A 25,438-nucleotide genomic window follows, 5' to 3' on the forward strand; every position below is an offset into this window, starting at 1 on the left:
TATGGAAGGGAGGATGAGAAAGAACTAACGTTACGACCTAACCAAAAATATATGTTAATTCGTTCTATTATTGAAACATACAACCTCAAAACATGGATATGCAGAACAAAAAATATCCGTTTTCTGGACCCCTTTTCTATAATTCTTAGTACATACTAAAAGGAATCTTATTTCCAAAACAGAATAGTTATATTTTAAAATTACTTTTGTATTTTTTAGAGGAGGTGAATTAATGTTAAAATTTATTTGGGCAATTGCATTCGCTCTAATTATATTCTTTTTAGTGCGCGGTACGTTTATACCATATATAGCTTCTAATGAAAATATTGTAGCTTTGTTTGTAATTTTCACAGTAGTTATTATTAATTCATGGATTATTGACTTAATAAATCGTTTATATAAAAAGAAAACCGAACTAGATAAATAGTCTAGTTCGGTTCTCTTTTTTATCTTGTATATTTCATAACTTTTGTATCAGTGTATACTTTCTTACCATTTTTAATTGTATCCGTTACTGTTTTTACATAATGGTTAACAGCATCGATATCTCTGTATGCTTCAGTATGATAATACGTAACAGAAGGTTGATTAAAATACATTAATCCGCTTGCGACTACTTGTGCTGTAACCTGTACTGGTTTCCAAGGAATATAAGAAGATAATCCATTTACTAAAATAAGTCCTACATTATAACTGTCTTTATTAATTCTATTGCTTGAATCTTTACTACTAGCATGTTTCCAATTGAAACTACCATCAGCAATAATTACTCCCTGCGTATTACTTGTACGAGTTTCAGTGCCTGAAACCTCTCTATTAATAACGTTTTCATTTTCATCAAATTTTACTGTTTCGCTGTATAATACTTCAAAGTCTGCATTTGAAGTATCCAAAGGTGATGTTACACCTGCAAATTTTGCGGATGAATTAGCAGCTTCAGGTGCTGTAGGCGAATCTGCATATGCATTACCTGCACCCCATCCAGTACTAGCTAACATTCCACCAACTAGTAACATTGGGATTGTTTTTTTCTTTAATAAATTTTTATAACCCATAATAACATCTCCATTCTTTTGAAAATTTATGCTAATTTACCGGTATTTACTAGCACACCCCTGATAATAGACTATAAAATCCAAAAAAATAAACAATATTCAGATTAAAATTTTCACAAAACAATTCGACAAACCTTCTTAAAACCATGTCATTACTGGATTAAGAATGATTTTTATATAAATAATCCTATCTTTACAATCTAACAATTTACCGATAAATTTACGTCAATTGATAAAAAATATTTTAAAAATTAAGAATTATATTTATAAAGTTATTTTTTACAACTTATTACAATTAAACTTTGTTATGATTGATTTTATATAAACTAAATAAAGGAGATTGCGATATTAGAATTCTGAATAATGAGAAAGTTACAAAATTATTAAATGAATGGTATAAAGTTATTCTATCTAAGCAAATAACAAAAGCAACAAGAATGAAAGAAGAAGTTGATGAAAAGATTAGTGTCTTAATGGTCGAACAAAACCGAGATCTACAAGATCAAAATCTCTTATTGTATTATTCCCTATTGGATTATAGTTATAAAGTGTTAATAAATAAATCATATGTAACTCGTAGTGATTTTGATGCAGTTGAAAAACTTACAACAAAAACTATTGATGAGTATTTAAAATACTACTACCATTTCTATAAAGCTGTGCATAACACCATGATTGCTAACTATATGGAAGCTATGGAGCAATTTGAAGAAGCTGAACGACTTTTAGAGTATATTCCTAATGACATTGAAAAAGCTGAATTTAATTATAAACTTGGTGAACTATATTACCATCTTCAACAACCTTTATTAACAATTAAGCATGTAATGAAAGCAAAAGACATATACAAAAAACATGAAGATTATGTAATAAATCAAATTGAATGCGATACAATCCTGGGGTTGGCAAGTGTCACTTTAAGTCAGTTTGAACAAGGCGAAGAACTTTTTGTTAAATGTTTGGATATGGCTAAAAAACATAACTGCACTCGACTAATTACCTTAATTCAGTATAACTTAGGTTTCCTTTATGCAAAACAAGGTATATCCGCAACTGCAATTCGACATTTAATGGATGTATATAAATCTGAAAAACCATATCATAAAACTGTATTCTTACTGGCTCGAGAACATTTCAAAGTAAATGAAATTGAAAAAGCACAAGAATTTTTGACTGAAGGCTTTGAATTAGCTGATGTTGAATATACACATCATTTACGAATACTTCGAGCACAATATGATGAAAATTATAAGCAGAATCTAGAAACAACGATTGCAGATGGACTAGATTACTTTGAATCCCAAAAACTTTATGGCTTTATTGAAGAGTACTCTGGAATTTTAGCGAAAAAACTTTATCAAGAAGGTAATCATGAGAAAGCTAGCCAATATTTTAATATATCTTATGATGCTAAAGAATTGCTTCAGAAGGGAAGTGCGTTAAAATGAAAAAAGTACTAATGGGATTTGTTAGTTTTGCTGCTGTTTTAACTATTGGAAGTTTTGCAGAATCTTATACATCACAAGCTGATCATGGTAGACCGCCTGCACCACAACGACCAGATTATGTTTCTAGTTATGAAGATAAGGCACATGGAAATACTGGAGTGGTTGCTCTTGACCATGGTAGACCGCCTGCACCAGCATACGAATACGGTGATGTTTATACTGATCATGGAGAACATATTTAAATACCTAAAAAAGAGGACGCTGTGGCGCCCTCTTTTTTGTAATATCATACATTACGACCATATTAATATATTAATTTAGAAATAACATAAGTGATAATGTTCCATAGTACCAAATACGATCTGATTTACATTCTTCAATACCAAACCACTCATTTAATCTCTGGCACTTTTTCGCAAAGAATGAGCGGATTGTTCCGAACAGTTCCTTTTTACTACGAGTTTGTGGTAGAATAGGCTCACTAGTAGTTAATTTGAATAGGGTATTTGACATTGTTAAATCATCCTTTCAGATTTTCAAAGTGTAGAGAACGCTCTTTCGTGCCGGCAAGCTGTGAAGAGCGTTCTCTTTTTATATTCGGTTGTAATTACTCTTTTTCGAAATTACCGCCCCTACCTAACTTAGGACGTTTTCTTTCAACTTTTTTAGGCTCTACTTTTTCTTCTTTCATTGGAGAAATAATAATAGAACCACTTGTATGCATGTATTGTCTAATAGCACGAACCATTTCAGCTTTTCTATTACGTGGTAAAGATTCTAACCACTCTTTAATGTCTTTATCTAATACATCATCATAAGACAGAAGGTATGTCTTATTCGCCATCTTCTTCTCCTACCTCGAATTTACCGTATCTGTAGAAGCCCTCCACGTTTGCAGTTTGGCTTTCTTCTAATTTTGTTACTTTACCAATCCATTCTTCCAATAACTCATGGAATGTATTCGCGCCACCATCAGAAACTAGCACTTCATCAAAACGGTCAAATGTTTTCCATGCATTATTTACTCCGTTTACGATAAAATCATAAACTTCTTTAATAGATGCAGTTTTTTCATCATTAAAATCAATTGGATCCATACGCTTTGAAGCTTGGTAAGCACCTTCTTCAAATACTTTTTCTAATTTATAATCATTAATAGTTGCACTTGTTTCTTTTTTAATTTTAGCTACGATTGGTTCATAAACATCATGCATTCCTTTTGGAACAGAAGTAGATTCTTTTTCACGACGCAGCATAGAGATTACATCTAAATCTGTTGTACCAGTTCCGATATCAATAATACCTACTGTCATATCTTCATAAGTATCATCTGCAACAAATCCATCTTCATCTAAATAACGGCTCATAACTGTTCCTACCGGTTGAGCAAGAACAATAACATCTACAACATTAATCGATACTTTTTTACCATTCACCTCAAGATCATGAGCTCCTTGATAAACTTCTTTAATTTCATCAACGGCTTTTGTTCCGATTTCCTCGCTTGGAACGCCCGTTATAACTAAGATTTCATCATAACTTTTCACATTTGTTTTAGCAGCCATTTCAGCTAATGCAATTTTTGATAGAGTTTTATACTGATTAGTTTTATAACGATTTTGTTGAGCGTATGTGTTTAAAGTATTGTTCACTTTAATTATGTCATCGCCCCAAACATATTCTGTTCCTTCAACTTTATATGTTTTAAGCTTCATCTTACCACCAGACAATGCTTCTCCTACATTAGAAGAGAAATATGCGCGTTTGGAAGCGGAACGAAACCTATTAAAAGCTGAAAATGAATTGTTAACAAAGATAAAACTTATGGAAGAGAGGATGAGAAAGAAATAACGTTACGACCTAACCAAAAATATATGTTAATTCGTTCTATTATTGAAACATACAACCTCAAAAATATGGTGAAATATTTGTGCGGGATCGCTGGTGTTTCACGTTCAGGATACTATAATTATTTTTCTGTTTCTTCGCAAAGGCAGCGAAAAAACAGAATAGATCAGGATGAAATAACGAAAGAATGGATATTAAAGGCATTTCGATTTAAAAACCGAAAAAAAGGGGCTCGTCAAATCAAAATGACATTAGCGGGTCAATTTCAAGTTGTCTACAATTTGAAGCGTATTCGTAGAATTATGAAGAAATACGGGATTATCTGTCCGATCCGCAAAGCGAATCCTTACAAAAGAATGATAAAAGCGACGAAAGAACATTTCGTGGTACCAAATTGATTGAAGCGAGAATTCAGGCAAGGTACCCCTGGAAAAGTGCTTCTTACAGATATCACCTACCTGTTTTATGGTAAGAATCAGAAAGGATATTTATCTACCATTTTAGACGGATCCACCAATGAAATTTTGGCCTATCATGTTTCAGAACGACTTACACTAGATATCGCAACGGCGACTCTTCACAAACTAAAGAAGAATAAGATGGTACGATTAACTAAAGATGCCTATATTCATTCTGATCAAGGTGCTCATTACACAAGTCCTATCTATCAAAAATGAGTCAAAAAATTAAAGCTTGGACAATCTATGTCAAGACGAGGGAACTGTTGGGATAATGCCCCCCAAGAATCTTTTTTCGGGCATTTTAAAGATGAAGCGCATATAAAAGCTTGTACATCTTTTTCCCAGCTAAAACAAGAGATTAAAGACTATATGAAATACCATAACCAGCATAGATATCAGTGGAATTTAAAGAAGATGACTCCTGTTGAATACAGAAATCATCTTCTCGCGGCTGCCTAACTTTTTTTTAAATGTCCTTTACAAAGGGTACAGATTACTACTCAATCGGCTCTTTTTCTCGTTATTTATTAAAATGTTGTAAGATTGCTTCTACAATACGTTCTGAAGCACGACCATCACCGTAAGGGTTGGATGCCTGCGCCATTTTATCATGCGCTTCCTTATTTGATAATAACTCATCCGCAAGTGTAAAGATCGTTTCTTCATCTGTGCCTGCTAATTTCAATGTACCAGCTTCAATTCCTTCTGGACGCTCTGTCGTGTCGCGCAGAACAAGAACTGGCACCCCAAGAGATGGCGCCTCTTCTTGCACACCACCTGAATCTGTTAGTATTAAGTAAGAGCGAGCTGCAACATTATGAAAATCAATTACATCTAGCGGTTCAATTAAATGAATGCGATTATGCTCTCCTAAAATGTCATTAGCTGTTTCACGTACAACAGGATTCATATGAACCGGATATACAACTTGTACATCTTCATGTTTGTCAACAAGGCGCTTAATTGCACGGAACATGTTGCGCATTGGTTCACCTAAGTTCTCGCGACGGTGCGCCGTCATAAGAACAAGACGGTCGTTACCAAGCTTCTCTAGAACAGGATGACTATATGTTTCTTTTACAGTTGTTTTTAGTGCATCAATTGCCGTATTTCCTGTTACAAAAATACGAGACTCGTCTTTATTCTCTTTTTGTAAATTTGTTGCTGATTTTGCTGTTGGAGAAAAATGCAGATCAGCCATCACACCTGTTAATTGGCGGTTCATTTCTTCTGGATATGGAGAATACTTATCCCACGTACGAAGTCCTGCCTCAACGTGACCAACAGGAATTTGATTATAAAAAGCCGCAAGACTCGCAATAAATGTCGTTGTTGTATCACCGTGAACAAGAACGATATGCGGCTTTGCTTCTTTCATTACTTGATCGAGACCTTGTAAACCACGTGTTGTAATATCAATTAAAGTTTGACGGTCCTTCATAATATTCAAATCAAAGTCTGGTGTAATTCCAAAAATATTTAATACTTGATCCAGCATTTGACGATGCTGCGCTGTTACAGTCACAATCGATTCAATTTTATCCGGATGCTTTTGCAGCTCTAATACAAGAGGTGCCATTTTAATCGCTTCTGGACGTGTTCCGAAAATCGTCATTACTTTTAAACGTTCAGTCATTTCACTGCCTCTTTTCTTTCACAAATTACACAATGTCACTACTATACTTGATTATAGACAAAAATAAAGCGAAGCAAAAGTAAGTGCTTCATTAGACAATAATTGAAACATTACGATTACAAATACTCTTTCTTCCTATCGAGTAATAATCGATTTTATGTTTCTTCACATCCTCATCAGTATAACAATTTCTCCCATCAATTGAACTCCCCCCACTTAGCTAACGCTTGAAGTGGGGGATTCCTACGAACACCGATGTACCCATCGGTTATTTAGTAGGCTCCCCCCGTAGTTCCTACGGTTAATACGAAATTCGTATGATATTTACAGTCTTATTTTTGGTCTGACACTTGGTTTTCATGCCACAGATTTGATAGTTTATCCTTTTTGCGACTTTCGAATGGTGTAGGCGAACGACAGCCACCAGACAAGTTCTATTTACGCAACAAGCAACCACGCTTGAATTCGTTCTACATGTATTGTAGCAAAGATGTTGGCTAATGCCAATCGACATTCATCTCCCACTTATTCATTGGGCTACACCCTACACATTCTTTGAAGTGGAAGTATTCTGTCGGGAACTGATAAAGGCAATATATCTTGCTAATGGATACTTGTGAATCGATTCCTACTCTGTTACAATAAACGCTGCATAAGCTCCAACTATTGCTTCATATTGAATTTCGTCACCAAATACTTGCTTGAGATGAGAAAGGGCTTGTGGATCGTATACAACGACGTTCTCTCCTATCTTGATTAATTCTTGTATGATGACAAGAGATGGGCCCTCTCGAATATCATCTGTATTTGGTTTGAAAGATGCTCCTAACACGACTATTCTTTTTCCTTCCATATCTATCCCTTGTTTTGCTTTCTCAATTAACAATCTTTGTTGATTATGATTCACCTCAATGACAGCCTTTAATAATTTAAAGTCATGGGCAACATTTCCAGCAATTTGAACGAGTGCCCTAGTATCTTTCGGAAAACATGATCCTCCGTAGCCAATACCGGCCTGTAAGAAAGAAGAACCAATGCGCTTATCCATCGCCACTTCTATTATATTTGCCCCGGTTTTCTCACATATATTTGATATTTCATTAATAAAGCTAACTTTTGTAGCTAAAAGAGCATTCGATGCATAGTTAATCATTTCTGCACTACGGAGATCTGTTATAAAAAAAGTCATATACGCCTGAACCTTCTCGTAAAAATTCCAGATTTGACACTACTTCTATTTGGTGCTGGCTACATACATTCTTATACATCCACTTCTTTATTAACTCGTTCGTTCCCACAGGAACTTTACTTTTGGTAATGATAATGACATCTCGATTTACATATGTCCCAATATCATAACAAGCATTCTGAATATAAGTTAAATCAGCAGTTCCATTTGGCAAAGAAAGCGTTCCTACCACAATAAAGATGTAATCCGAATGCGTAAATGCCTCCCTTTTGCTAGAAGTGAATGCGAAACGGCCTTTTTTATTCATTAACGTTACTAAGCGCTCCAAACCCCGTTCATAAATCCGCATGTCTCCTTGCTGTATTCGCTCTATTTTCTTTTTATATCAAAACAGATAACAGAATACCCAACCCCCGTAATTAATCCAACATAACCCGCACCCACCACTGTAATTTTCATTTCATTTTTTTACACAGAGTGACTATCATGAAATGTGCTGACATACATAAGAGGGTCCCTGTTCTTCCTCCTTTCACAGATCAGTACACAATCGTGATACTTCTAAATACGACATAGGAGCAATCATTTTGATGAAGGAAAAGTGAGATACGACTTCTATTATATGAACCGTCTTTTCTTTCTTTTTTAAAATTTTGTAAAAAAAACCATCTCTTTTTTTATATTTTTTACAAATATATCGTCACATGTTATGTAAACTTCCATATTTTAACGTGAAATGTACGTATTCTAACGTGTAACACTTATAGTAAAGAAATTATGATACAAACGAGTAGCACGTCACTACACATATAAAACGAAAGAAGTTGAAACGGCTCGTCTTACCTCAAGATTCAGAGAGAAACAAGGAAAATAGGCGGAAATGAGGGGGTACGTAAAAGTCTGATTGATGAAGGCTAATCATCAATCAGGGATGAAAAGCCCCCTTTTACTCTATAGTAAAAAGTGTTACAGAAACGTTACAACATACTTCATTGACATGATATTTGTCATATATTTTATCTATTTCCAATTGCAGTGAATAGAAAAAAAGATTGAATTCTACTCTTTTTGTGATACCATATGTTATGAGCCTGCAAACAAACATCATAATTTTCAGATAAAACATTTAGAAATTAAGTTAAATTATCAAAGGTGGGGTATTAATGAACTCACAAGTGATTTATGCAGTTTTGGCATCTTTCATTACTGTACTCGTAGTCACTCCGTTCGTTATCAAATTAGCTTTTAAAATTGGAGCAACAGATAAGCCAAACGCACGTAAAGTACACCAAAAAATTATGCCTCGTCTCGGTGGACTGGCAATCTTCATTGGTGTAGCTGTAGGATTTATTGTTAGTGGATTATATGAGCAGAGAATGCTATCAATAACTTTAGGTGCTGTTATCATCGTTATCATTGGGATTTTAGATGATATGTATGAATTATCAGCAAAAGTAAAATTCGGTGGACAACTATTAGTTGCAATACTAATTGCAAAGAGTCAACTGTTAATCCAAGTCCTTTATATTCCATTCTTAGGAGATACAGAACTTGGACTACTTGCATATCCAATTACCGTATTTTGGATTGTCGGTATTACAAACGCGATCAATTTAATTGATGGATTAGATGGCTTATCAGCTGGTATTTCCTCCATTGTTCTTGCAACATTGGCATATATGGCCTTTACCAGTCCAATGGGAACTGGGGCAGTCATCATCTTACCATTAGCACTTATCGCGCTTGCAAGTACAATTGGCTTTTTGTTCTACAACTTCCATCCAGCAAAAATCTTTATGGGAGATACAGGTGCACTATTTTTAGGATATTGCATTTCTGTTATATCATTACTTGGACTATACAAAAGCGTAACGTTATTCAGTTTCATTGTTCCTATTATCATTTTAGGTGTTCCTGTTTTCGATACGGCATTTGCGATTATTAGACGTATTGTAAATAAAAAACCAATTTCTGCGCCAGATAAATCGCATTTACATCACCGTCTATTAGCGATGGGATTCTCGCATCGAACAACGGTACTCATCATTTATGCATTTGGCATTTTCTTTAGCGTAAATGCCATTATCTTCACGAGCGCAACATTATGGTTATCGATTATTCTTTTATTCGCTTTGATTTTCTTTACTGAAATCGTCGCTGAAATAATTGGTCTTGTGCACGAACGATATAAACCAATTATTTCCTTTTATAAAAAAGTGAAAAAACGTGAAGAATAATAATAGTATTGCCTTTATTACTACGAAATATTCAAATAGCATCCTTTCTTTTTAAGAGAGGATGCTATTTTTATTTCCAAAATATACTTCGTTTGAGAGTGAATAGATTGGATAAAAATATACATATAAAGAAGATTATGAGAAGAACCTCTCTATTCCTTCTTGCATCTTTGATTGCGAAACTGAGGGTGAGTATGATGATGAAGCGAGTATGTCAATGTATAATAATACTTTTAGCTATGATGATATGTACAGCATCTTATATTGAAGCAGCGACGAACTCTCTAGTTGAACATCGTTCTACTATCCAGACTGCTGCACTTCCACAAAAAATTGCGTACTTAACATTTGATGATGGACCAAACAAATATACATCACAAATTTTAAACATCTTAAAACAAAAAAATGCAAAAGCTACCTTCTTTGTTATTGGTGGAAGAGTATCTCGTTATCCCCAAACAACGAAACGTTTAATTAGGGAGGGACATTACATCGGACTCCATAGTATGTCCCATGATGCAAAACGTCTATATACTGGAGATCCATCCATTTTAATTTCTGAAATGATGCAAGCCCAAAAAATTGTCCAGCAAGTAACAAAGTTAAACTCCCGTCTCGTTCGTGTTCCTTATGGCAGCATGCCATATTTAAAAAAGAACTATCGAGATGCACTCGTTTCTGCTCATTATAAATTGTGGGATTGGACCATTGATACATATGATTGGAAAAGCTACAATAATCCTTCTGCGGTTCTAGAACGTGTGATGAACCAAAGTGACGAACCAGTAGAAGTAATTTTAATGCATGATTCAAGTGTCACCGTACAAATCCTTCCTAAAGTAATTGATTATCTTCAATCAAAGGGCTATACACTTCTTTCTTATAGTCCCTCCTCCCATGTAGAGGTAAACTTTTGGAAAGACACAAGATTGTAACAGCTTTAGTATATATACTAGAGCTGTTTGTTTTTTCTCTTTCCACCCTTCTCATTTTTGTGTACAATTTTAAATAGTGATGAAGTTTCGAGGTGAAGAAAAATGAAACGAATTGACCTCATCTATGATGCAATACAGAAGGGGCATTACACAGAGGGTGTAACAGCATCTGATTTGGCTACACTTTTACAGCTAGACCGTGCAAATGTGAGCAGCGATTTAAATAAACTCGTGAAAGATGGACGATTATGTAAAACAAATACAAGACCTGTTCGTTTCTATATAGAGTTAAATCATCTATTGGAAACGCCTTCAACGGGTAGCACCGCACTTGACAATTTCGCAAAAGAAAACACAAGTCTTAAAATTGCAATTGAAAAAGCAAAAGCTGCCGTACTCTATCCGCCAAATGGTATGCATACATTACTACTTGGAGAAACAGGTGTTGGAAAATCTATGTTTGCCTCCTTAATGCACGAATACGCAATTGAAGTCAATCAACTGCAAAAAGACGCACCCTTTATTATTTTTAACTGTGCTGACTATGCGAATAATCCACAGCTTTTACTTGGACAACTCTTCGGAATCAAAAAGGGTGCTTACACTGGTGCAAATGAGCAAAAAGGATTAATTGAAAAGGCCCATGAAGGCATTTTATTTTTAGATGAAGTACATCGTCTTCCGCCAGAAGGACAAGAAATGCTCTTCACGTTTATCGATCGTGGTGTCTATCGTCGCCTTGGCGAAACAGAAAATGAACGTAAGGCAAAAGTATTAATTATTGCAGCAACAACAGAAGAACCAAATTCATTTTTATTAAAAACATTTACAAGACGAATTCCAATGACTATCACATTGCCACCGCTTCGCGAACGAACATATGAAGAACGCTTTACACTTTTACAGCTTTTTTTTACAAATGAAGCCATTCGTCTCAGAAAAAACATACATGTTAGTCCAAATGCAATGCGCGCTCTCGTCTTTTATCAATGTCCAAATAATATCGGACAATTGAAAGCAGACGTCCAAATCGCATGTGCAAAAGCCTATTCTGATTTTGTAACAAAAAAACGAGAATCTGTCCGCGTCTCGAGTACCGATTTGCCATGGTATATAAAAGAAGGGCTCTTTATTGAAAGAAAAAGCCGTCACTTATACCAAGTGCCAAATGAAACGTTTTTATTTACAAGTGATAAAGGGTGGAGCAAGCACGAACTAGACAATCAACGTACATCTATTTATGAGTACATCGATCATAAATATGAAGAACTTCAAGCTCAAGGTATTGAAGAAGCTGAACTAGAGCTGCTCATTGAAAATGATATTCAAAGCTTCTTCGTTCAATATTTTCATCAAATGTCTAAAACAACCAATCATGAAAATGTATTTAAAATTGTGGACCATTGCATTGTTTCTGTATGTGAAAAAATTGCCTCACTAGTAGAAAAACACTTATCTAAGACTTTTGATGAAAAGGTATTTCTTGCTTTAAATTTGCATGTACAGACAACTTTACAACGGATACGAAGTGGGAAACAAATCCATCACCCACAGCTAAACCAAATTCGAACAAAATATAAAGAAGCTTTCTCTGTAGCAATGAAGTGCCTTCAAGTTTTAGAAGACGAATTACAAATCACGATGCCAATTGACGAAGCTGGATTTTTAACAATGTTTTTCGTTGTTGATCCACTTCCTGCCTCACAAGCAGAAGTAAAAGTCTTAATTTTAGCTCACGGAAATGGTATTGCAACTGAAATGGCTAATGTCGCCAATGAACTTCTTGGTATGCATGAAGTAACTGGCATCGATATGCCGCTACACGAATCGCCAAAAAGCTTTTTAGAGCGCGTGAAAGTCTATATGCGAACACTTGAACATATAAACGGACTTCTCTTACTTGTAGATATGGGATCGCTCGCTTATATAGGGGATATATTAGAAACTGAATTTCAAATTCCAGTTCGCGTCCTTTCTATGACGAGTACACCGCATGTATTAGAAGCCGCTCGAAAGGCCCAGCTCGGCTATTCATTGGATGCTTTATATGAAACCGTAAAAAATTTAACACCTTTTTATTTACACGTACACGAAGAAAAGAAAAAACCACTATCTCCAATGAAATCCGTTATTTTAACGGCCTGCCTAACTGGCGAAGGAAGCGCGCTTGCTATTCAAAAGATGCTTGAAAATTATTTGCGCTTTGATAAAAATTTAATTGAAATTATCCCCATTAGCATCGTTCATCAAAAAGATTTAACAAAGATGCTTGAGAATATAAAAAAGGAACGAAATATCATTTGTATTGTGACCAATTTCGATGTGCAAGTACCATGCTTAACTTACCATTTCCAAGATATCGTAAACTATAAAGCCATTCAGCCAATTCAAGAACTTATTACGTATGAAGAAACATACGCTAAAATGGCTGATATTCTCGGACAACAAATGCAGCGAGATGACGGAGCACTCATGATTAAGACGATTCGTTATACATTAAATACAATTCAAGAGCTCACCTCCTTACAGCTAAATCCCGATAGCCTAATGGGCGTCATCCTACATATGAGCTGTATGATTGACCGTCTTCAAAAAGGAGAGAGTCTCCTTCCTTATCCAGATCGAGAAACTCGTCGCCAAGATCAATACTGGATGTACATGAAAGTAAAAAAAGCGCTGCAACCAATTGAAAATACATTTACAGTAAACATTCCAGATGATGAAGTATTTTATGTGATGGACTTCTTCATCAAGAATCAACCGCAAAAAGATCATGAAACAAACGAAAGCCCGTGAAACTTCACGGGCGTTTCTTAATCTTTCTTATTCTTCCGCGTATCTCCCCTTTTTTAAAGGTTTCCGTACAAACATTCACATATGCATTTGCACGTTCGATTTCTTTCAAAAGCTGCTCAAATGTCTGTCTTTGTAAAGGCCCTTCTAAATCTTCAGTCGTTAATGCTCCTTTAACAATTCCTTGATCTACACTTATCCCATGCTTCACCGGTCCATATAAAAACAAAACTTCTGGCCCCACTTGATTCTTTCTTCCGAGATGGATTTGACATGATGTCACTTTCTCTATTTCCTTTATTATTACTCTATAATGGATTTTCGTTAAGTCACTATTAAAAATAAGCTCGACTACACCATAAGCGTTCGTATTTACAGGGGGGACTTCCCTCTCTCCTTTTAATCTAGCAAAGAAATGTTTTGTCATACACGCAACATTCTCCTTATATAAAATTTACTTGATACACTCCTGTAACTAATTTATTGCTAAGGCATAATCAATTATGACCTTTTCCCTTGCATTCCCCGTTTCATGCATTTATAAAACCTTTACAAAGCAACGACCCGCCTTATATCACGCACTTAAATTTTCATTTTCTTTAGATAATCCTTTGAAAAAAGACGACTTCTTTTATGAAGCCGCCTTTTTTCATTCTTAAAATTTTACAAGCTCTATTCCTTCTGGTAAGCGAGTCTCCGTTAAAATTTGCAGTTCTTTTACGCGGTCCATCACGTAAGAAGATCGCTTCATCAGCTCCGGATCAATATAGGCTGGATGTACCATAACTTCCACAGTTTGCTCATCTTTCACACGTTCTTTTAATTTTAGAAAATATTCTTTCTGCACACCAGCGCTATAAAAGTCACAAAAAAACACATCTGAAAATGGAAACACCGCTCTTTCCCCTTCGCAGCGCCGAACGGGCACGTTATATTTAGCTGCCAATCGCTTCATGACATCATGTAAGAGGGGCAAACTCTGTATATGATGATGACTATCTAGATGCGTGAGTCGTAATCCAAATGATAAAAACTTTTCAATTTGGGCAGTCCATTCTCTCTCAACCTCTTTTGGATTAAATTTCTCTTCTCTTACAATACTTTGCTTATGAAATAATCCCGTTTTTTCATCTACGAGGGATGGAACGTTCGTAAGGAGCGGCTTTCCAGCAGTTAAAACGAGATGTACCCCTACTCCTAATGATGGATATTCATTTGCTAAACGAACCGCATGCTCTACTGCTGGCATGTTCATCATCATTGTTGTTGAATTCACAATTCCATTTATATGACCATGAATAATCCCGTAATTTGTCCCTTCTGAAAGACCGAAGTCATCTGCGTTTACAATTAATTGAATCATCCTGTCCCCTCCTGATTCAAGAAAAAAAGCGGGCTTAGTAAGCACCGCTTTTATTTCTCTATTTTTTTAAAGAACTGCGGAAGATGTTCTTTATGCGCTTCCAACATTTCATCTAAAATTTGTTTTGCCAATTTATCTGATGGTACAAGTGGGTTAATTGTCATTGCAAGCAGTGCTTTATGATAATCCCCTGTAACAGCTGCTTCAATTGTTGTACGTTCAAAGGATTTAATTTGCTGTACTAAACCGCGAACTGGAACTGGTAAGTCACCGACCGTCACTGGTTTTGGGCCATCCTTTGTAATGATGCAGTTTACTTCAACAGCAGAATCGTGCGGTAAGCTTGCGATTGCACCGTTATTTCTCGTATTTACAGGCTGAATATCACCTTTATTATTGTAAATAGATGTAATTAAACTACATGCCGCATCACTATAATACGCGCCGCCTCTTTTTTCTAATTGCGGTGGTTTAATATCTAGGTTTGGATCTTTATATAGTTCAAATAAATCTGCTTCTAATTGTTTCACCACTTCTGCACGTGTTCCTTTTTCTAAAGAAGCCTGTTTTTCTTCTTCTAACATTTCACGTGTTTTATAATAGTAGCGATGGTATGGACATGGAATCGCACGCAGTGCACGAATAAAATCTGGCTCCCAATCAAGAGCAGCGATATTTTCCATCGTAATTTGGTTTTCTGGATCCGTTACAAGTTCTAACACACGATCCATCACACTTACCCCATCTAAATACACATCTAATCCGTAAACCATATGATTTAAACCTGCGAAATCAACTTGTACACGGCTTGCATCCACTTCAAGAAGTTTTGCAAGACCCATACGAATGCCGATTGGAACGTTACATAGTCCAACTACCTTTTCAATATTTGTATAACGAAGCACAGCTTCCGTTACCATGCCTGCTGGATTTGTAAAGTTGATTAACCAAGCATTTGGACAAAGCTCCTCCATATCTTTACAAATATCTAAAATAACAGGAATCGTTCTCAACGCTTTAAATAGACCACCAGGGCCATTTGTTTCCTGACCGATTACATCATATTTTAACGGAATTGCTTCATCCTTTGCGCGCGCTTCTAATAAACCAACGCGGAGCTGCGTTGTAACAAAGTCTGCATCTTTTAATGCTGCACGGCGATCTAATGTAAGATGAATATCAATTGGTAAGCCAGCTTTTTTCACCATTCGTTTCGCCAAATTACCAACAATTTCTAACTTTTCTTTTCCAGCCTCAATATCAACTAACCAAATTTCACGAACTGGCAATTCATCATACCTTTTAATAAATCCTTCTATTAACTCTGGTGTATAACTAGAGCCACCACCAATTGTAGCAATTTTAATTCCTTCCATACTTTACTCCCCCTTCGCATCTAGCTTTTTATATAGATCAATAAATTCTGTTGCTAATTCTTTTACTGTAATTGCATTCATTAAATGATCTTGTGCATGAATTAAAAGGACACTAATCTCTGTTTTTTCCCCTCTTGCTTCTGATTGTATGAGTTCTGTTTGAAAATGATGTGCTTCATTAATCGCTTCTTTCGCTCTCCCCATTGCCTCATCTGCCGCTTGTAAATCTCCTCGCTTTGCATATTGCAATGCTTCCATTGCATAACTTCTTGCATTTCCGCTGTGTAAAATTAATTGAAATGGAATTTGTTCTGCTGTAGTCATCATCATTACCGCCCTCTCTATTTCATTCAAGCTTGACACCCTTTCAGCTTGAACCTCTCTATTACATTGTTATTATTTTATTTTAATGTTCTTCCAGATGTTTTCTTGTTTAGAAAGTAATTGTTCTCACAGACTATATGAACCTGTGAGAACAATCATGATTACATAGGTACAGATTGATCGTTTCCTTGCGCTGCTGCCTTTTCAGTGCGTACAACAGAGCGATCGCATAATACAACGAATGGGTAGTAAATCACCATCGCAAGAACAAAGTTAAATAATTGTAGAATTGCACCAGAAATATGTCCCCCTGTTACAAGGTAACCACTAATAACTGGTGGTGTTGCCCAAGGAATAATTGTAACTGTTTTTGGTACCCATCCGAAATAAATAGCTGTATAAGAAGTAATAACAAGTACAATTGGTGTAACAATAAACGGAACGAACAAAATTGGATTTAAAATAATTGGTGTACCAAAAATAACTGGTTCGTTAATATTAAATGCACCCGGTCCAATTGACAGACGAGATACACCACGTAATTGTGCGCTTTTTGCGACAATTAGTACAACAACTAAGAATGCTAATGTTGCTCCGGAACCACCAAGATATACGAAAGTATCAAAGAATGACTTTGTAACAATGTTCGGAACATCAAAAGCAGATACGCCATCTCGGAATAATTTAACATTTTCCTCTAATGCCGGTAAATACAATGGCTCAATAATACCTGCCACAATATTTGGGCCATGTAATCCAAAGAACCAAAGTACATGAACAAATAAAACAACAATAATTGCACTTGGTAATGAACCTGCTAAGTTTTGTAATGGTACTTGAAGTGTATGGAAGATGAACTCATGAACACTTGTACCTGCTAATTTCACTGCTAATGCAATAAATGATACAACTGTTAAAATAACAAATGCTGGAACTAATGCGGCAAAAGAACGAATAACCGCTGGTGGTACCCCATCTGGCATTTTAAGAGTGATTTCTCTTTGTACAAAGAAGCGAAATACTTCCGTTACAAGAAGTGCAACAATAATTGCTACGAATAAACCTTGAGTACCTGTCCAAAGGAAGTTCAAACCGCCTTCTTTTGGAGTTACGGGAGTCAGAATAATTAAAGAACAAAATGAGATAAGACCTGCTGACAATCCATCCACATTATAAGATTTCCCTAAGTTATAAGCTGTCGTAAATGCTACACTCAGCGCCAAAATTGCAAATGAACCAGTCCACATTCCGCCCCCAACATCTTTCCAAACTTCACCAAATGTATCTTTCATAAAATTTTGGAAAACTTCAGATGGAAAACCATTCACAAGTGATGCAAGCGCCCCCACTAAAATCAATGGCATAACCGCAATAAATCCATCACGAATCGCTGCTAAATGGCGTTGCGATCCGATTCTACCAGCAACTGGAACAATATACTTCTCCATAAATGCAATAAACTTTTGCATTTCATTTCCCTCCCTAATTATTTTTTAAGTGTTAACGCTTGATCTAATACTGCTTCTCCATTCATCATGCCGTAGTGCATTGGATTAATTACATCGATTCCAACATTCTTTTCATCTGCAAGCGATTTCAAAGAAGATAGCATGTATCGAACTTGCGGTCCCAGTAATAATACATCTGCTTCATCAATGTTGTTTTTTACTGCATCACCGGATACAGCCCAAATTTTTCCTTCTAGACCACGAGCTTTTGCAGCGGCTTCCATTTTTGTAACTAGTAAACTTGTAGACATTCCTGCTGAACAGCAAAGTAAAATATTCATAAATAAGTCCTCCTATAGTTGTAAATTATTTTTTATTTTTCTTTACGTCTTTTATTTATGCAATTCTCGTGCCAACTTTTATAAACATATAAAAATCAACACTTTTTATATGTATTTCCATTGTGTGTTACCGCTTTCAATTAGTGTGTCGCCAAAATATGGATAGTGTGTTGTGAGATAACACACTTTTAACACATAACGGTATGATATGAAATTTGTCGACTGGTCGATATCTCGTGTCGAACCGCCGATATATTTTAACTTGCGCCGATAAATGGGGGAGAATCGCCGATATATTTGATATTGCGAAGAGGAAACAGAAAAACCTGTGCCAAAAGCACAGGTTTTTTCTATTCTTCCGCTATTTTCTTATATAATGCAATAAACTCACTAGCTAATTCTTTCACTGTAATCGCATTCATTAAATGATCTTGTGCATGAACCATAAGCAATGTAACCTTTGTTTGATCTCCGCCAGCTTCTCTTTGAATTAAATCTGTCTGTAAGCTATGAGCTTTCTGTAACTCTTGAAGCGCCTTTTGTATGTTAGCTTCTGCCTCCTCAAATTCTCCATGCTTAGCATGACTGATTGCTTCCATCGCATAACTTCTTGCATTTCCTCCGTGTAAAATTAAATGAAAAGCTTGCGTTTCTAACGTATCCATTTGAATTCCCTACTCCCCTTTTCTTCAGCTATTTTTTGTTTGTCTCACATGTTCAAGAACGACAAATCAATGAAAAACGCGAGTACAAAGTTCACAATTCGTAAGACAACCGCTAAAAAGAATCAGTGTCGTCCACGGTACAACTGCACCGCTCGGTCTCGCCACAATTTCCCTACTCTATTGCAAAGCCTCTCCTACTATATTATGAAGGCTTCAGAAACTTGTTTGTTCTAAACCAAAATCTGAAGCAAGCGCTGCAAATGATCATATAACAACTGACGGAACTGTTTCTGGCATTTTAAAGTAACCTTTGGCTCCCCATTAACGCCGTAGGAATTATGCTCTCTTGCGCATAAGATATAATATGTGTCACCTAATGCGGCGTTGCGAGTAAAAAAAGTAAGTGATCATGCCCCTGCCGCCAGCGCATCTACTTTATACTACTCGCTTGGAATGTAAGCGATTCCAACACTTTCTATTAAAGACATTATATTAAATGTTACTCCAACTGGATACCCTAATGCTTTTTGCCAATTTTCTCCGAATCAATTTACTATAAACTCATTGTATCTTGGAAGTGCTTCTTTCTTATGATAAATCTAAGTAGCTACTAGCTTACCAAGATATCTGTCAAGAGTTCATACGTTATACCAAGCATAAAAACAAAAATTTCCCTGTTTTCACGCTATTCTATCTATCTGTATTTTCCTAGTAAAGAGAGCTGCAACTCGCTATAATAGTTCAGTATGATTTTTTATTTGATAGGAGGGTATAAATATGAAAGCTTATCGCTTTCCCATTATTTTATTATCTTCCATCCTAATTGGTGGCTTCATTGGGTATTTCATGGGCACTGATGCGGTTGCTTTAAAGCCGCTTGGTGACATTTTCTTAAACTTAATGTTTACGATTGTGGTACCTCTTGTGTTCTTTAGTATCGCATCATCGATTGCCAATATGGATGGTTTAAAACGCTTTGGAAAAATTATATCTAGCATGGCTGGGACTTTCTTATTTACAAGTATTATCGCTGCAATTTTTATGATTATTGTTGTGAAAATCTTCCCACCTGCACAAGGTGTTGTATTAGAACTAACGCAGCCTGATAAAGTTGAAAAAGGGGCTAGTGTTGCTGAGCAAATCGTTGGTATTCTTACAGTATCAGACTTTTCTAAGTTGCTATCTCGCGAAAATATGTTAGCTCTTATTTTCTTCTCTATTTTAATGGGGATTGCAACTTCAGCGGTTGGTGAAAAAGGAAAACCATTTGCAACATTCTTACAAGCTGGTGCTGAAATCTCAATGAAAGTCGTATCTTTCATTATGTATTACGCTCCAATTGGACTTGGAGCTTACTTTGCCGCATTAGTTGGTGAATTTGGACCGCAGCTTCTCGGAACATATTTCCGCGCTGCGATGGTATATTATCCATCATCTTTCGTGTATTTCTTTATTGCATTTACATTTTATGCCTACCTTGCAGGCCGCAAACAAGGCGTACAAATCTTTTGGAAGAACATGGTCTCTCCTACAGTGACATCACTTGCAACTTGTAGTAGTGCCGCAAGTATTCCAGCAAACCTAGAAGCTACGAAAAAAATGGGAATTTCTTCTGATGTTCGTGAAACAGTTGTCCTTCTTGGCTCTACACTTCATAAAGATGGCTCTGTTTTAGGTGGTGTGTTAAAAATCTCGTTCTTATTTGGGATTTTCAATATGGACTTCTCAAGTCCAAAGACATTAGCGATTGCACTTGTTGTTTCCCTATTAGTAGGAACCGTAATGGGCGCAATTCCTGGTGGCGGTATGATTGGTGAAATGTTAATTGTTTCTCTATACGGCTTTCCACCAGAAGCTCTTCCAATTATTGCGGCAATTAGTACAATCATCGATCCACCAGCAACAATGTTAAACGTAACAGCAGATAACGCTTGTGCCGTAATGACAGCTCGTCTTGTTGAAGGAAAGAATTGGATAAAAAATAAATTCGCATAATATTTCACAAAAAAGCAGAGGCAGCAGGCCTCTGCTTTTCTGTTGTTTGCCCTTCACATCATCTCATCTATTGAAAAGAAGATGAACGTCATCATATAAAATGCTTCCCGCGTTTAAAGTACTGCAAAGCTCCTTATTATATACAATAAATCAAGGTAATAAAAAGAAAAACAATACCATCTTTTCAGATGAAGATGGCATTGTTTTTTACTTCTTCTTATTCAATTCCGTCTCAGCCAAGAGCGGTAATATATTATCAAAAATATGAGTATTGTTATCTTTTCCGGTTACATAGCCACCGTAAAATCTGCTGAATACACTATCATTTCGAAATTCATTCATCCGCGCATACAATGTTTTCGCAAACTCTATGTCCCCTGTTTTCAATACATATAAAATTGTTAATCCATATACAGCTGGTGATTCATAGTCAACTGCTGGCTCTCCTGTTTCTAAATGATAACGACCGTATAACTTTCCATCTTGCTGGAATTTCTTCTTAATAAATGCAAAATAAGCCTCTGATGTAATTCCTCCCAAACTACGGTGATATGCTGCATAGGATTGATCAATTAAGTTTACAATCTTGTCATATCGAAATGTACCATCTTCTTTATATTCTTTTGGAAATGCCCAATTCTGTCGCGGGTAATCTGCTAAAAATTGAACGATTTCTTCATAATGCGTCGCTGAAATTTTTCCATATTTCTTCATATAATAAAAAGCATGTGGATTTATATAAGATGTCGTTAAAAAGTTATTTTGTATGCGATTGTCCGCATCATAATAATCAACATACTGCTTTCCTCTTTTATTGAAACGAAGTACAGCATCACTCAATTGATCAGCAAGACGCTTATAGCGTTTTTCTTTATACATATCATATGCACGATATAACTGCTCGATAATGCGTAAATCATCAATAAGTGCATTTGTTGCGGATTGCTTTTTCCCCATTTCAGAAATTTTCCATAAAACAATATAGTCTTTCTGTATGAAATAATTTTGAAGCACCTTTAATTGCTCGTCAAACAACGATTGATCATCTTGATCAAGAGCATATTGTAGCCAAAGCCCCGCTGATTCTGACAATGCTTCGCGGCCAGTGGCCTCATTCTTCCCCTCTTTTGGATCAGATATCCGATATGTCGCAATTGAACCATTTTCGTTAAACATATGCCTCAAAATAAAGTGCTCAGTCCGGTTCCCTTGGAATGCAGTCAAAAAAACTAATCCCCCCAACAACAATAACACAATTATTCCAGTCCAAATGTACAGGCGTTTGTTCAAATTCTCTCACCTCCTCAATCAGATTAACCGTAATTGTATAGGAACATACATGAACGAAAAATCTTTATACTATATTTTTTCAATTAAGATAAATATTCGTGAACCGACTAAATACTTATTAAAAAAAGCCTGTCCAAAAGTTATACTTTTAGACAGGCTCTTCCTTACGCTTTTTTTGTAGGTCTATATAATGATTGTACAAGATGGTCATATTCTTTCCGTGTAATCTCTTTATTATATAATTTTAGTAACAAGTCTTTATGTTTTTTTGAAAACGCCATTTTATTAATGACCTCAGGATACATAAAACATCTCCTCCGTTTCATATGAACTTCTTTACTCTATTTGCTTCAGCTGACTCCTAAAACAGAACCTATGTTCGCAAAAAGAATTATAAAAGATTTTGTTCTAAAACACAAACGAAATGTTCCTTTTCTTTTTTCTGAATTTTTCAACATAATACTATCATATTCATTTTTTAAAATACAGATATATTCTAAGATTTTTTGAATAAATTTACCAATCCAATCAGAAAATAATGGCAAAAATGTAGAGGAGTAGAATTATGGATACTGTTACATTATCACGGGCTTTCTTTGGATCATCATTAGCATTCCATATCATTTTTGCAACGCTTGGAATCGGGCTTTCTTTAATGATTTTCATCAGTGAAGTATTATACCACTTAAAAAAAGATTCCGATTATGCCATCATGGCAAAGCGTTGGACAAAAGCTTTCGCTATTCTTCTTGGCGTGGCGATTCCGACTGGAACAATTGTAGGTGTACAAATTTCACTTCTTTGGCCTGGATTCGCGAAAATTGTCGGCCAAGTTATTTCCGTTCCCTTTCAGATTGAAATTTTCGCCTTCTTTTTAGAAGCTTTATTTATGTCTATTTACGTATACGCAGCGGATAAATTACCTCCAATGATGAGACTTGTTTCGCTCTTTCTTGTCATGCTTGGTGCGACTGCTTCCGCTGTATTAATTACATCAGCAAATACATGGATGAATACACCAGCGGGATTTTCTATGAATCCAGATGGTTCTGTCTACAATGTAAACCCTTGGAAAGCTTTCTTTAACCCAAGCTTTTTCACAAGTTCCTTTCATGTCGTAATTACAGCTTATGCAACAGGTGCAGCTGTTATTGCGGCGATTGGGGCTTTTAAATTATTAAAAAGAAATACGAGCAAGCGAGAAATTGTCTATCATAAGAAAGGGTTATTTTTAGGACTTGTCGTCACGTGTATAACAGGAGCAATTATGTGGATTTCTGGGCACGAATCTGCGATTGCCTTACATAACCATTCACCAGAAAAATTAGCAGCGGCAGAAGCTTTATTTGAAACGACATCACATGCGCCCCTTGCGATTGGTGGATTTGTAGATTCCGCAACCAATAAGCTGCGATATGCGTTAGAAATTCCAAATATGCTGAGCTTATTAGTTGGCCTCGATCCTAACACGATTGTAAAAGGGTTAAATGAATTCCCACAGGAAACATGGCCCCCATTTTATACACACACCTTTTTCAACTTAATGGTAGGTTCAGCTGTATTTACTTTTGCAGTTGCAGTAATCGCACTTCTTTACTGGTACTTTATTTATCGAAAGAAAGGCGCACAATTACCAAAATGGTTACTATGGGCTACTGTTGCATGCGGACCGATTATGATGCTTGGCATTGAATTTGGGTGGATCTTTAGCTGTAGCGGCCGACAACCTTGGACTATTTACGGCATGCAGCGGACCGTTGACGCGGCCACACGTGCCGATTTCGTTGGACCATTATTCATCTTATTTATTATTTTATACATTGGACTCGGTCTTTTAACTATTGTTGTACTTCGAACATTCTTTAAAAGACATCCATTAAAAAATGATTTACACCCGCAAGGAGGAGACTCGCATGCATGAAGCTAGTATTGCCATCATCATCTTATGGGCTCTTATTTTCGTATACAGTATTTTAGGTTCCATTGATTTTGGAGCGGGTTTTTGGGGCATGGTGTATGCAAAACATCCAACGCTTGCTGCTAAACTTGCTAACCGTTATTTATCACCAACTTGGGAAGTGACGAATACGTTTCTCGTATTTGTTGTCGTTGCTTTTCTTGGTTTTTTTCCTAAAGCAGCTTTTACACTCGCTACCGTCATGTTTGTACCTGTTACACTCATTTTAGTTCTCATTTCTATTCGTAGTACATTTATGGTATTTGCCTATTCTGTCCCGAAATATGAACATACTTTACGCTTTATTTCCGGTATTACAGGATTGCTTATTCCAGCCTTACTGATTACTGTTTTACCAGTAACAGAAGGTGCCTATATTTCAACGAGCGGAGGCAAAGAAGTTCTCTTATATAGTAAACTTTTATCCAGTCCTGTTATTTATTGTTATATGCTATTTGGATTAACTTCTGAGCTATTTTTATCTTCACTTTTCCTAGCTGATTTTGCTAGAGAACGCCGCTCAGAAGATACATACCGTCTTTATAGACGGAATGCCATTATACTCGGACCAGCTACTCTTGTTACGGCTATCATTGCCCTTGTGGTCATGGATCCAGAAACACATTGGCTTATGCAAGGATTAATGAAACAATTCCCATGGTTCACGATATCTATTATTTTATTTGTTATCGGTTATTCCTCTCTATGGTGGTCAAATAAAAAGCACGATTCTCTCGGTTGGCCTCGCATTGCTGTTTTAGCAGTCGTTGCTCAATATGCTTTCGCAAGTTATGCCTATGGCGTAGCCCATTTACCATATATTATTTATCCAGATATCACCGTGTTCACAAGCTTTACAACGAAAGAAACATTCTATGCTTTACTTATCCTTTATGCAATCGGTATCGCAATCTTACTTCCAGGCTTTATCTTCTTCTGGAACCTCTTCCTAAAGGATCGAACATTTTTAAAGGAGAAGTAAGACATGCAAAAAGACCGTTTCAAAGTAACTCTCAGCTTATTATTCTCTTTCTTTCATCTGTAAAACACAATAGCCCCCTTTGCTACCGTCTTAGC

General features: G+C 36.0%; 23 protein-coding genes and 3 pseudogenes. 10 read left to right on the forward strand and 16 right to left on the reverse strand.

The window, feature by feature from the left end; translation table 11 throughout:
* The first annotated feature begins 232 nt into the window (after positions 1-232).
* Positions 233-427, forward strand: a complete 195-nt coding sequence (locus MR056_RS06445; RefSeq protein WP_041810129.1) for a hypothetical protein — start codon at positions 233-235, stop codon at positions 425-427.
* Positions 428-446: 19 nt separating this feature from the next.
* Here MR056_RS06445 and MR056_RS06450 read toward each other — a convergent pair whose 3' ends face one another.
* A complete protein-coding gene (locus MR056_RS06450) occupies positions 447-1,055 on the reverse strand; it encodes a hypothetical protein (RefSeq protein WP_012096187.1) in 609 nt (202 codons plus the stop codon).
* Between the two features lie 347 nt (positions 1,056-1,402).
* Between MR056_RS06450 and MR056_RS06455 the strand changes: the two genes are divergently transcribed.
* Both MR056_RS06455 and MR056_RS06460 read left to right on the forward strand, forming a co-directional pair.
* Positions 1,403-2,503 (forward strand): response regulator aspartate phosphatase, encoded by a 1,101-nt coding sequence (locus tag MR056_RS06455; RefSeq protein WP_176371964.1) that lies wholly within the window; start codon positions 1,403-1,405, stop codon positions 2,501-2,503.
* On the forward strand, positions 2,500-2,745 hold the full coding sequence (locus MR056_RS06460) for a hypothetical protein (RefSeq protein WP_012096189.1): 246 nt from the start codon (positions 2,500-2,502) through the stop codon (positions 2,743-2,745). Before MR056_RS06455 ends, MR056_RS06460 begins: the two co-directional genes overlap by 4 nt.
* 70 nt (positions 2,746-2,815) lie before the next feature.
* Here the strand turns inward: MR056_RS06460 and MR056_RS06465 are convergent, their stop codons facing one another.
* From MR056_RS06465 to MR056_RS06475, 3 genes are all read right to left on the reverse strand, one after another.
* Positions 2,816-3,016 carry a hypothetical protein gene (locus tag MR056_RS06465; protein ID WP_041810131.1) on the reverse strand — a complete coding sequence of 67 codons (201 nt, stop codon included), beginning with the start codon at positions 3,014-3,016 and terminating at the stop codon, positions 2,816-2,818.
* A gap of 94 nt (positions 3,017-3,110) precedes the next feature.
* Complete coding sequence (locus MR056_RS06470) at positions 3,111-3,347, reverse strand: hypothetical protein (RefSeq protein WP_012096190.1); 237 nt, start codon at positions 3,345-3,347, stop codon at positions 3,111-3,113.
* A complete protein-coding gene (locus tag MR056_RS06475) occupies positions 3,337-4,218 on the reverse strand; it encodes a ParM/StbA family protein (protein WP_235436426.1) in 882 nt (293 codons plus the stop codon). Before MR056_RS06475 ends, MR056_RS06470 begins: the two co-directional genes overlap by 11 nt.
* Before the next feature lie 25 nt (positions 4,219-4,243).
* On the opposite strand from MR056_RS06475, the pseudogene MR056_RS06480 reads away from it, so the two are divergent.
* A pseudogene (locus tag MR056_RS06480) lies at positions 4,244-5,271 on the forward strand (IS3 family transposase); the annotation flags it as partial.
* 61 nt (positions 5,272-5,332) lie between these two features.
* Here the strand turns inward: MR056_RS06480 and wecB are convergent.
* Complete coding sequence (wecB, locus tag MR056_RS06485; RefSeq protein ID WP_012096193.1) at positions 5,333-6,448, reverse strand: non-hydrolyzing UDP-N-acetylglucosamine 2-epimerase; 1,116 nt, start codon at positions 6,446-6,448, stop codon at positions 5,333-5,335.
* Between the two features lie 631 nt (positions 6,449-7,079).
* A pseudogene (locus MR056_RS06490) lies at positions 7,080-8,096 on the reverse strand (UDP-glucose dehydrogenase family protein); the annotation flags it as partial.
* A 704-nt stretch (positions 8,097-8,800) separates the two neighbouring features.
* On the opposite strand from MR056_RS06490, the gene MR056_RS06495 reads away from it, so the two are divergent.
* The 3 genes from MR056_RS06495 (at position 8,801) to MR056_RS06505 (ending at position 13,605) form a co-directional block, all read left to right on the forward strand.
* A complete protein-coding gene (locus MR056_RS06495) occupies positions 8,801-9,874 on the forward strand; it encodes a glycosyltransferase family 4 protein (protein WP_012096194.1) in 1,074 nt (357 codons plus the stop codon).
* 197 nt (positions 9,875-10,071) lie between these two features.
* The gene (locus MR056_RS06500) at positions 10,072-10,809 is read left to right on the forward strand and encodes a polysaccharide deacetylase family protein (protein ID WP_012096195.1); all 738 of its coding nucleotides are present in this window, start codon (positions 10,072-10,074) and stop codon (positions 10,807-10,809) included.
* Positions 10,810-10,911: 102 nt separating this feature from the next.
* Entirely contained in the window at positions 10,912-13,605 is a 2,694-nt protein-coding gene (locus MR056_RS06505) for a sigma-54-dependent transcriptional regulator (RefSeq protein ID WP_012096196.1), read from the forward strand.
* A 4-nt stretch (positions 13,606-13,609) separates the two neighbouring features.
* Here MR056_RS06505 and MR056_RS06510 read toward each other — a convergent pair whose 3' ends face one another.
* From MR056_RS06510 to MR056_RS06545, 8 genes and pseudogenes are all read right to left on the reverse strand, one after another.
* Positions 13,610-14,029 carry a CHRD domain-containing protein gene (locus tag MR056_RS06510; protein WP_012096197.1) on the reverse strand — a complete coding sequence of 140 codons (420 nt, stop codon included), beginning with the start codon at positions 14,027-14,029 and terminating at the stop codon, positions 13,610-13,612.
* Between the two features lie 228 nt (positions 14,030-14,257).
* Positions 14,258-14,965: a chitin disaccharide deacetylase gene (chbG, locus tag MR056_RS06515; protein WP_012096198.1), complete on the reverse strand. Its 708-nt coding sequence runs from the start codon at positions 14,963-14,965 to the stop codon at positions 14,258-14,260.
* Positions 14,966-15,015: 50 nt separating this feature from the next.
* Complete coding sequence (gene celF, locus MR056_RS06520) at positions 15,016-16,341, reverse strand: 6-phospho-beta-glucosidase (RefSeq protein WP_012096199.1); 1,326 nt, start codon at positions 16,339-16,341, stop codon at positions 15,016-15,018.
* 3 nt (positions 16,342-16,344) lie between these two features.
* Positions 16,345-16,668: a PTS lactose/cellobiose transporter subunit IIA gene (locus MR056_RS06525; RefSeq protein WP_041810133.1), complete on the reverse strand. Its 324-nt coding sequence runs from the start codon at positions 16,666-16,668 to the stop codon at positions 16,345-16,347.
* Between the two features lie 158 nt (positions 16,669-16,826).
* Positions 16,827-18,134 (reverse strand): PTS cellobiose transporter subunit IIC, encoded by a 1,308-nt coding sequence (gene celB, locus MR056_RS06530; RefSeq protein WP_012096201.1) that lies wholly within the window; start codon positions 18,132-18,134, stop codon positions 16,827-16,829.
* Positions 18,135-18,151: 17 nt separating this feature from the next.
* Positions 18,152-18,454, reverse strand: coding sequence for a PTS sugar transporter subunit IIB (locus MR056_RS06535; RefSeq protein ID WP_012096202.1), 303 nt, complete (start codon positions 18,452-18,454; stop codon positions 18,152-18,154).
* A gap of 350 nt (positions 18,455-18,804) precedes the next feature.
* Entirely contained in the window at positions 18,805-19,119 is a 315-nt protein-coding gene (locus tag MR056_RS06540) for a PTS lactose/cellobiose transporter subunit IIA (RefSeq protein WP_012096203.1), read from the reverse strand.
* A gap of 216 nt (positions 19,120-19,335) precedes the next feature.
* Positions 19,336-19,697 (reverse strand): annotated as a pseudogene (locus tag MR056_RS06545) (PTS cellobiose transporter subunit IIC); the annotation flags it as partial.
* 199 nt (positions 19,698-19,896) lie between these two features.
* Here MR056_RS06545 and MR056_RS06550 point away from each other — a divergent pair.
* Entirely contained in the window at positions 19,897-21,114 is a 1,218-nt protein-coding gene (locus tag MR056_RS06550; RefSeq protein WP_048723503.1) for a dicarboxylate/amino acid:cation symporter, read from the forward strand.
* A gap of 207 nt (positions 21,115-21,321) precedes the next feature.
* Here the strand turns inward: MR056_RS06550 and MR056_RS06555 are convergent, their stop codons facing one another.
* Together MR056_RS06555 and MR056_RS06560 are read right to left on the reverse strand one after the other, a co-directional pair.
* Positions 21,322-22,404 (reverse strand): hypothetical protein, encoded by a 1,083-nt coding sequence (locus MR056_RS06555; RefSeq protein ID WP_012096205.1) that lies wholly within the window; start codon positions 22,402-22,404, stop codon positions 21,322-21,324.
* Positions 22,405-22,568: 164 nt separating this feature from the next.
* The gene (locus tag MR056_RS06560; protein WP_012096206.1) at positions 22,569-22,709 is read right to left on the reverse strand and encodes a hypothetical protein; all 141 of its coding nucleotides are present in this window, start codon (positions 22,707-22,709) and stop codon (positions 22,569-22,571) included.
* A gap of 260 nt (positions 22,710-22,969) precedes the next feature.
* On the opposite strand from MR056_RS06560, the gene MR056_RS06565 reads away from it, so the two are divergent.
* Positions 22,970-24,325: a cytochrome ubiquinol oxidase subunit I gene (locus tag MR056_RS06565; RefSeq protein ID WP_012096207.1), complete on the forward strand. Its 1,356-nt coding sequence runs from the start codon at positions 22,970-22,972 to the stop codon at positions 24,323-24,325.
* A complete protein-coding gene (locus tag MR056_RS06570) occupies positions 24,318-25,343 on the forward strand; it encodes a cytochrome d ubiquinol oxidase subunit II (protein ID WP_012096208.1) in 1,026 nt (341 codons plus the stop codon). Before MR056_RS06565 ends, MR056_RS06570 begins: the two co-directional genes overlap by 8 nt.
* Positions 25,344-25,438 lie beyond the last annotated feature (95 nt).

Source organism: Bacillus cereus group sp. BfR-BA-01360 (assembly GCF_022663595.1).
GTDB lineage: Bacteria > Bacillota > Bacilli > Bacillales > Bacillaceae_G > Bacillus_A > Bacillus_A cytotoxicus.

What these genes read in the sequence shown, in the direction of transcription:
- MR056_RS06500 (WP_012096195.1), top strand. Translation starts at nt 10,072, where the DNA reads ATGATGAAGCGAGTATGTCAATGTATAATAATACTTTTAGCTATGATG.
- MR056_RS06465 (WP_041810131.1), bottom strand. Translation starts at nt 3,016, where the DNA reads ATGTCAAATACCCTATTCAAATTAACTACTAGTGAGCCTATTCTACCA.
- MR056_RS06470 (WP_012096190.1), bottom strand. Translation starts at nt 3,347, where the DNA reads ATGGCGAATAAGACATACCTTCTGTCTTATGATGATGTATTAGATAAA.
- celB (WP_012096201.1), bottom strand. Translation starts at nt 18,134, where the DNA reads ATGCAAAAGTTTATTGCATTTATGGAGAAGTATATTGTTCCAGTTGCT.
- MR056_RS06510 (WP_012096197.1), bottom strand. Translation starts at nt 14,029, where the DNA reads ATGACAAAACATTTCTTTGCTAGATTAAAAGGAGAGAGGGAAGTCCCC.
- MR056_RS06540 (WP_012096203.1), bottom strand. Translation starts at nt 19,119, where the DNA reads ATGGATACGTTAGAAACGCAAGCTTTTCATTTAATTTTACACGGAGGA.
- MR056_RS06525 (WP_041810133.1), bottom strand. Translation starts at nt 16,668, where the DNA reads ATGATGACTACAGCAGAACAAATTCCATTTCAATTAATTTTACACAGC.
- celF (WP_012096199.1), bottom strand. Translation starts at nt 16,341, where the DNA reads ATGGAAGGAATTAAAATTGCTACAATTGGTGGTGGCTCTAGTTATACA.
- MR056_RS06450 (WP_012096187.1), bottom strand. Translation starts at nt 1,055, where the DNA reads ATGGGTTATAAAAATTTATTAAAGAAAAAAACAATCCCAATGTTACTA.
- MR056_RS06560 (WP_012096206.1), bottom strand. Translation starts at nt 22,709, where the DNA reads ATGTATCCTGAGGTCATTAATAAAATGGCGTTTTCAAAAAAACATAAA.
- chbG (WP_012096198.1), bottom strand. Translation starts at nt 14,965, where the DNA reads ATGATTCAATTAATTGTAAACGCAGATGACTTCGGTCTTTCAGAAGGG.
- MR056_RS06495 (WP_012096194.1), top strand. Translation starts at nt 8,801, where the DNA reads ATGAACTCACAAGTGATTTATGCAGTTTTGGCATCTTTCATTACTGTA.
- MR056_RS06565 (WP_012096207.1), top strand. Translation starts at nt 22,970, where the DNA reads ATGGATACTGTTACATTATCACGGGCTTTCTTTGGATCATCATTAGCA.
- MR056_RS06505 (WP_012096196.1), top strand. Translation starts at nt 10,912, where the DNA reads ATGAAACGAATTGACCTCATCTATGATGCAATACAGAAGGGGCATTAC.
- MR056_RS06570 (WP_012096208.1), top strand. Translation starts at nt 24,318, where the DNA reads ATGCATGAAGCTAGTATTGCCATCATCATCTTATGGGCTCTTATTTTC.
- MR056_RS06550 (WP_048723503.1), top strand. Translation starts at nt 19,897, where the DNA reads ATGAAAGCTTATCGCTTTCCCATTATTTTATTATCTTCCATCCTAATT.
- MR056_RS06460 (WP_012096189.1), top strand. Translation starts at nt 2,500, where the DNA reads ATGAAAAAAGTACTAATGGGATTTGTTAGTTTTGCTGCTGTTTTAACT.
- MR056_RS06445 (WP_041810129.1), top strand. Translation starts at nt 233, where the DNA reads ATGTTAAAATTTATTTGGGCAATTGCATTCGCTCTAATTATATTCTTT.
- MR056_RS06535 (WP_012096202.1), bottom strand. Translation starts at nt 18,454, where the DNA reads ATGAATATTTTACTTTGCTGTTCAGCAGGAATGTCTACAAGTTTACTA.
- MR056_RS06475 (WP_235436426.1), bottom strand. Translation starts at nt 4,218, where the DNA reads ATGAAGCTTAAAACATATAAAGTTGAAGGAACAGAATATGTTTGGGGC.
- wecB (WP_012096193.1), bottom strand. Translation starts at nt 6,448, where the DNA reads ATGACTGAACGTTTAAAAGTAATGACGATTTTCGGAACACGTCCAGAA.